This is a genomic window from Streptomyces sp. CRN 30, assembly GCF_034105845.1.
On record NZ_JAVRHI010000162.1, the window covers coordinates 1 to 5,846 of the forward strand.

At 71.4% G+C, this 5,846-nt stretch carries 4 protein-coding genes and 1 pseudogene; 2 read left to right on the forward strand and 3 right to left on the reverse strand.

Features of this window, described 5'->3' with window-relative positions; genetic code table 11:
• The first annotated feature begins 337 nt into the window (after positions 1 to 337).
• Both UW392_RS16130 and UW392_RS16135 read left to right on the forward strand, forming a co-directional pair.
• Complete coding sequence (locus UW392_RS16130; protein ID WP_320775699.1) at positions 338 to 511, forward strand: hypothetical protein; 174 nt, start codon at positions 338 to 340, stop codon at positions 509 to 511.
• Between the two features lie 1,361 nt (positions 512 to 1,872).
• Complete coding sequence (locus UW392_RS16135) at positions 1,873 to 2,868, forward strand: hypothetical protein (protein ID WP_320775700.1); 996 nt, start codon at positions 1,873 to 1,875, stop codon at positions 2,866 to 2,868.
• Between the two features lie 471 nt (positions 2,869 to 3,339).
• Here UW392_RS16135 and UW392_RS66975 read toward each other — a convergent pair whose 3' ends face one another.
• The 3 genes and pseudogenes from UW392_RS66975 to UW392_RS16145 all read right to left on the reverse strand — a co-directional run.
• Positions 3,340 to 3,558, reverse strand: coding sequence for a transposase family protein (locus tag UW392_RS66975; RefSeq protein ID WP_414496230.1), 219 nt, complete (start codon positions 3,556 to 3,558; stop codon positions 3,340 to 3,342).
• Positions 3,559 to 3,707: 149 nt separating this feature from the next.
• On the reverse strand, positions 3,708 to 4,658 hold the full coding sequence (locus UW392_RS16140; protein ID WP_320775701.1) for a hypothetical protein: 951 nt from the start codon (positions 4,656 to 4,658) through the stop codon (positions 3,708 to 3,710).
• 1,008 nt (positions 4,659 to 5,666) lie between these two features.
• Positions 5,667 to 5,846, reverse strand: a pseudogene (locus tag UW392_RS16145) (dehydrogenase); the annotation flags it as partial.

Genomic DNA, 5,846 nt, shown 5'->3' on the forward strand with positions numbered 1-5,846 from the left:
GTTGAGGATGCCCGCCCCCCTCCGTTTTCGGGGGCTGTCAGCCAGGTCCTCCGGTGCCGGACGGCGCTTCCGTTCCCTCCGCAGGCTCTGCCGGACGGGGCCGCGCTGACATGGGGACTTCCCTCGGACGTACGGTCGGTAGGCCGTGCCACGCTCACAGCGTTCCGCCTTGCCGCGCATCGGCGGCGAGTGCCTGAACCGCGGGTGGCCGCCGCTCGCAAGACCGCTGAAAGCGCAGGTCAGCGCCGAGGGGGCGCGGGGCGCCATGCGATGGTTGCGACGAAGTCACCGCCCGACCCGTGCCGCCGGTCGGTGCCGGGCACGAGGAGGTCACACCATGGGAGAAACGGCGGTACCGGGCGTGCGCTTCTCGGTGCTCGGCCCCCTCCGGGCGCGCCGCGACGGGGTGGAGCCGGACCTCGGGTCGCCCCAGCAGCGTGCGGTGATCGTGGTGCTGGTGCTGGTGCTGGTGCTGGTGCTGGTGCTGGTGCTGGGCACGGCCGGGGGGTGAGCGTGGACGACCTCGTCGCGCCCCTGTGGGAGTCGCCGCCCGCCCGCCCGGAAGCCGTCGTACGGACCTATGTCTGGCGGCTGCGGCACCTGCTGGAGCCCGATCACAGGCAGCGCGATCCCTGGGGGCTGCTGCCGTCCGTGCCCGGCGGCTACACGCTGCGCCTCGGTAACGGTGCCGTGGACTGGGAGACTTCGAACAGCCCGGCTCATGCGAGGGCGTGGAAAGCCTGCACGCCTATCGGGGCTGGTGGGCCGGCAGCGGCGCCGAGTGGAAATTCGGCGACATCCTCCCTGAGTGAACCGTACGACGACCGTGTGCCGGGCCTGCGGGCTCACCGGTTTGCTCTTGTGGGACGAAGGCGTACCCGGTGAAACCATGTGCCCGTGCTGTGGCAGCGCAGCCGGCGTCCGATCGGCTCGGGATGTGCACTGCGCCGCAGTGCACATCCTGGGCAGATGGATGCGGTGTTCGCCGAACTCGCCGCAGACCTCGCACCCGTCTGCCGCCGCCGCGACCTGCGGGTCAACGGCGTGTTGTACCTGCGCCAGTTACCGGTGCCGGGCGTTGCGGGCAGCTGCTGGTCGATCGCGGAGGCGGTCGGCCTGCACCGGCCGTATCGCCTGCATCACCTACGCGAACGCGCCCATGGGGAGGAGGACACCGAGAGAGACGCTCGGGGTGCGGTTCGTAGGGCGGTGCGAGGGCTTTCATGGTCTGGAAGGCCATGGCGGAGTCGGTCGGCCGGCCCGGCCCGGCTGCCTGTTCGTGGCGGATGTGCTGTTCGCAGGTGTGTGCGAGGTGTCGGTGGATGCTGATCCGGTCCAGGACGGCGGCCGGGCAGGGGCAGCCGCGCCGGATACGGGCCTGTTGCGGAAGGGCGTAGTGCAGTTCGTGGAAGGGTCGGCCTGGCCCTGTTCTACGGCCCGTCGGGCTTCGAGGAAGAAGATCAGGGCGGTGACGGTGGGCATGGCTCACTCCGTGGGACCGGAGTCGGGCGTGAGCAGTCCGGTGAGGAGGCCGGTGACGGTGGCGCGGGCTTGTAGGAGGGGGTGGGCGGGCGCTGTGCGGGCCGGGTCCGCTGAGGCTGTGCCATGGGCATACGTCCAAGGACCATTTTCGGGTGGCTTCCCGTACGCCTTGAAGGGACCCGGATATCACTCGCAGTGGTCGCACCACAGAACCTGAACCGGAACCGCCTGAAGTGAACGGAGCCAGACATGTGAGGGGTTTGCTCCGGTGGCGCGGCCGGATCCGTGGGACGTCGACAGCATATTGCCGTACCGGGTCCCGGTGGCGGCCGGTACTGGGCATGATCGGAGAGGCGGGGTTTCGGAGCTGGGCAGGGGAGGGCGGCGGACATGGAAGAGCCGGTACTGCGGGAGCGGTTGGACGCGGTGCGCAAACGCATCGGGGAGACGCGAGTGCGCGAGGCATGGCTGCTGCTGGCCATGGGCCGCCTCGACGCCGCCGTCCAGGCCGCCAGGACGGCCCGGCGCGAGGCGACAGGCCGGACCGTGCCGGCCGCCGCGCTGCGGGATCTGCTGCGGGAGACTGCGTGGGTGATGTGTGCCGCCCACATCGGACAACAGCGGTGGCCCGAGGCCGAGACGGCCGCCGAGCATGTCATCGAGCTGTACGGACGGGACCCTGGGACCGTCAGACTGCGGGAACTGGCCTGCTGGGGCCGCGGCACCCTCGGACCGCTCATGACCTGGCAGGCCGTGCTCGACCCGGCGAGGGAACTGGCCGCGTTCGACCCGGCCGCCTTCGCCCGCGGTCACCTGGCCGAGCACCCCGGGGACGACGCCGGGTCCGGTCAGGAGCACGACCCGGGCTCGTCGCCGGTGGTGCCCTTCTACCAGAGCGGCCGGGGGCGGCTGCCGGTCGATGACGACGCCTCGCGGGCCGAACTGGCCGCCGTCACGGACGAGCGTGGTGGACGCGCATGGGCACCGCATATCCACCGAGCCTGGCTGCTGATCGCGCTGAGACGGTACGAGGACGCGCTGGAAGCGGTCGAGGCGGCCCGCCAGGAGTACTACGGCTTCCGCGAGATGCCCGCGGACCGGCACTTCGCCGAGGTCCTCTTCGAAGACGGCTGCGAGGCCGAGGCGGTCGCGAACATCGCTCTGGAGCGATGGGAGGCCGCCGCCGACGCGGGCCTGCGCGGCCTCGCAGACCACAGCGGCAGCCAGCGCAACGGTCCCTTCGTCCGCATGGCCGCGGTCGCCGCCGGAACCGTCACCGGGGACTGGGACACCTGGCGCGTGCAGCTCATCGTGTTCGATCCCGTCCAGTACGCCCTGCACGTGCTGCGGAGGCGGCCCGCCTTCCTCGGGGCCCCGGTCGACTGACGTGACCGGCGGCTTCGGGCCGGGCTGGGCCCGAAGGCGCTCGTGGGGCCCGATGGCATCCCGCCGAGGACCGAGACCGCCTCGGGCCGGCCGTGTTCGTCGGCTGTCACGGCCAGGAAGGAGCCGAGGGGCCGCAGATGTTCGGCGGAACCGAGTGGTTGCTCGGCAGCGGTGCCGGGACTGTGCCAGGCGCTGATCTCGGCGGCCACGTCCAGCAGATAACCCGTGGCGGGCTCGTCGGGCAGGACGGAGACGTCGGGGCGGCCGGGCCGTTCCCAGCCGGGCACGGTCGCGGGTCCTGCCATCGGCCCGTGGCCCCGACGCGCCCGTGGGCGGCGGCACGGCCACCGGATCGGGGGAGGCGCCGAGGGAAGAGCACCCGGCGCCCGAACGGTCCGGGGCGACCGCGAGGGATACTGCCGGAGCGGCCCCGGCACCGGACCCGCAGCGGCTACGGTGCCGCTCATGTCTTCAGCTTGACTCTGTCGGGGATCTTGGAGTGGTCACGAGGTCGGCGAGGCGACGCCGGTAACCGCCGTGGACACGGTCGGACACTGAGCCACAGCCAGGACACGCCGCCTCACGCGTCAGCGTTCGCGCCGTGAGGGCTATGCCGCCGCCGTCCGTTCTGACCTCGTCCACCACGACGGAGGACAGATGGGAGAACGCCGCGGAGAACGTCGAGAACACGCTGCAGTCACACGAACGGCCTTCCTTCCAGCCCCTTGTGACGCTGCGTCATCGCCTCACAAGAAGTGGATCAGAACCGCTTACGGAGGCCGCCGTCACGGGGTGCGGCTCGGGCCCTGTGGTGTGTGGCCGGTCGGGTCAGGCAGCGGTCACTTCCACGGTGACGGTGTGGGTGAGGGCTCTCTCAGGGGTGAGGGGCAGGAGGGGAGTGTCTCGGTGGTCTGTGGTGCGGTGTCGGTGCTGCGGTCGAGGGCCGCGGTGGGTACCCGGTCGTGGGTTCCTGCGATGGTCAGTGACTCGCCGGTGCGGCACTGGGCGTAGAAGGCGGTGCCGGCCTGGATCCATCCCTTGAGCTCGTCGCGTCGGATGCCTGAGTACACCGGGACGTCGTCGGCGGGGACGATGCGGAGCATGCCGCGGGTGTCGCTGGGGGCCGGATAGTTCACGTAGTAGGAGCTGCGGTCGTCGTCCCACGGCTCGGGTGTCTGCATGGCGCCCCCGGGGACCGGGATGTTCGTGGTGGAGCAGGCGGTGGCGCTGCACCAGCCGCGAGTGCCGTGGCCCGGTGGCGAGGGCTCCGGGTGGGTGTAGGCGCCCAGGAAGGCGCCGAGTCCGGTGAGGAGCAGCGCGATGGCCATCATCGCCTTGGCCGTCGGACCGCCCAGGAGGAGGGCGGCGAAGCCGGGTGTGGCGAGCGCGGTGTCCAGGCCGGGCTCGCCGCGGGCTTCGTCGAGGCACTTGTCGATCCACTTCTCCGGCCGTCCCGCCGCCCGGGCGCCCTCGCTCCACTGCGTGACGAGGTCGGACAGCGTGACGGGCGGCGCCAGTACGTCGTGCAGGGCGTGGACGCGGTACCAGCGGGGGTAGGCCGTGGCGCCGCGCAGCAGCTCGGACACCTTGCCCTTGCTCGCCAGGCGTTTGGTGCCCTGCCGGCACCTCGACTTGTCGCTGATCTCTTCGAAGCTGAGCTTGCTGGCGAGGTAGGCGGAGCGCATCGGCTCCAGCCAGAGGCGGTGGGCGTCGCTGACGCCGTCGGCGATGGCGCCGAGGTCGGGGCCCGGCTTGCCGGGCCCCGCGCTGTTGCCGGCCGCGGTGTTCATGCGGCCTTCCGTTCGGGAACGGCATCGGTGTCCTCCCCGGCCTCCCCGGCCTCCCCGGCCTCCCCGGCCTCCCCGGCCTCCCCGGCCTCGCGGGCCTCCCCGGCCTCCCCGGCCTCGCGGGCCGAGGACGACGTCGTCCCGGTGCCGGGGGAGCCGATAACCGGGGCTGCGTCGGCCGGGGCGTCCTCCTCCTTCCCCTCGACCTCGACCTTGACCTCGGGCTGGGTCTGGGTCTGGGTCTGGGCGGGACGGAGGGCCGGGGGGCGCGTCGGTTTCGGCCTGGGCCGGCACCGCGGCCGGAGGCGTCGGGCCGGGACGGTCCGTGTTCTGCTGGCCGCTGTGGGCGTTCAGGGCCTGGAGCAGCTGCTGCACGCCCAGCACGATGACCAGGATGAGGGGGCCGACGGCGCCGGCGGGCTGTCCGAGCAGGAGCAGCGTGATCACCAGGCCGGTGAAGACGAACAGCCCGGCAAGGGCCAAGACGAGTCTGCTGCGGGGGGTCACGGGATGTCTCCTCCGTGTCTCGCGTCCGGGTGGTGACCCCCGGCGTTGCCGTACGGCGGATGCCGTCGCCGGGTGCGCCCGTGTGGCTACGCGAGGTCACCAGAAGGAAGCATGCTGAACAGGGAGGGGTACTGGAAGACGTCGGGGACAAAGCGGAACGATCATGGTTCGTTCCGGAGGTAACATGCCAGCTCACCGACGTTCAACGGAAAGTTCCCGTTTCCGGCCTTGCGTTTCGCCGCCCTTGACCCGCCAATAGAACATGTGGTGCGTACCTCAGCGGGCGCATCGTCGTGTCTGCCGCGTCCGGGAGACCACGGCACTGCATCGGCCCCCTCGTTTTGCCGCGAGGGGGCTCACTTGAGCCGAGGCATGATAGGCGTCACCGAGGCAGGTTGGTTGTCACTTCGCGTCGGTGCCTGGTCCGGCGTGGTGGCGGTAGGGCGTTCGCCACGACGGTGCTGCTTCCTTACGAGGCGTCATAGGTCCGGGAGGCACAGAGCCTCAGTGCCCGAGCGCCGCCCTGCGCAGGGATCGCTCGGTGATCCGGGCAGCCAGTGACGCGGGCAGCAGGCGACCGAACACGAAGGTCTGGAAGCCGTTGAGACCGCCATCGACAACTGCCGGGCCCCGGCTGCGCAAGGCAGACATCACGGTGTCCGCGACGGAACCGGGCTCGCGCTT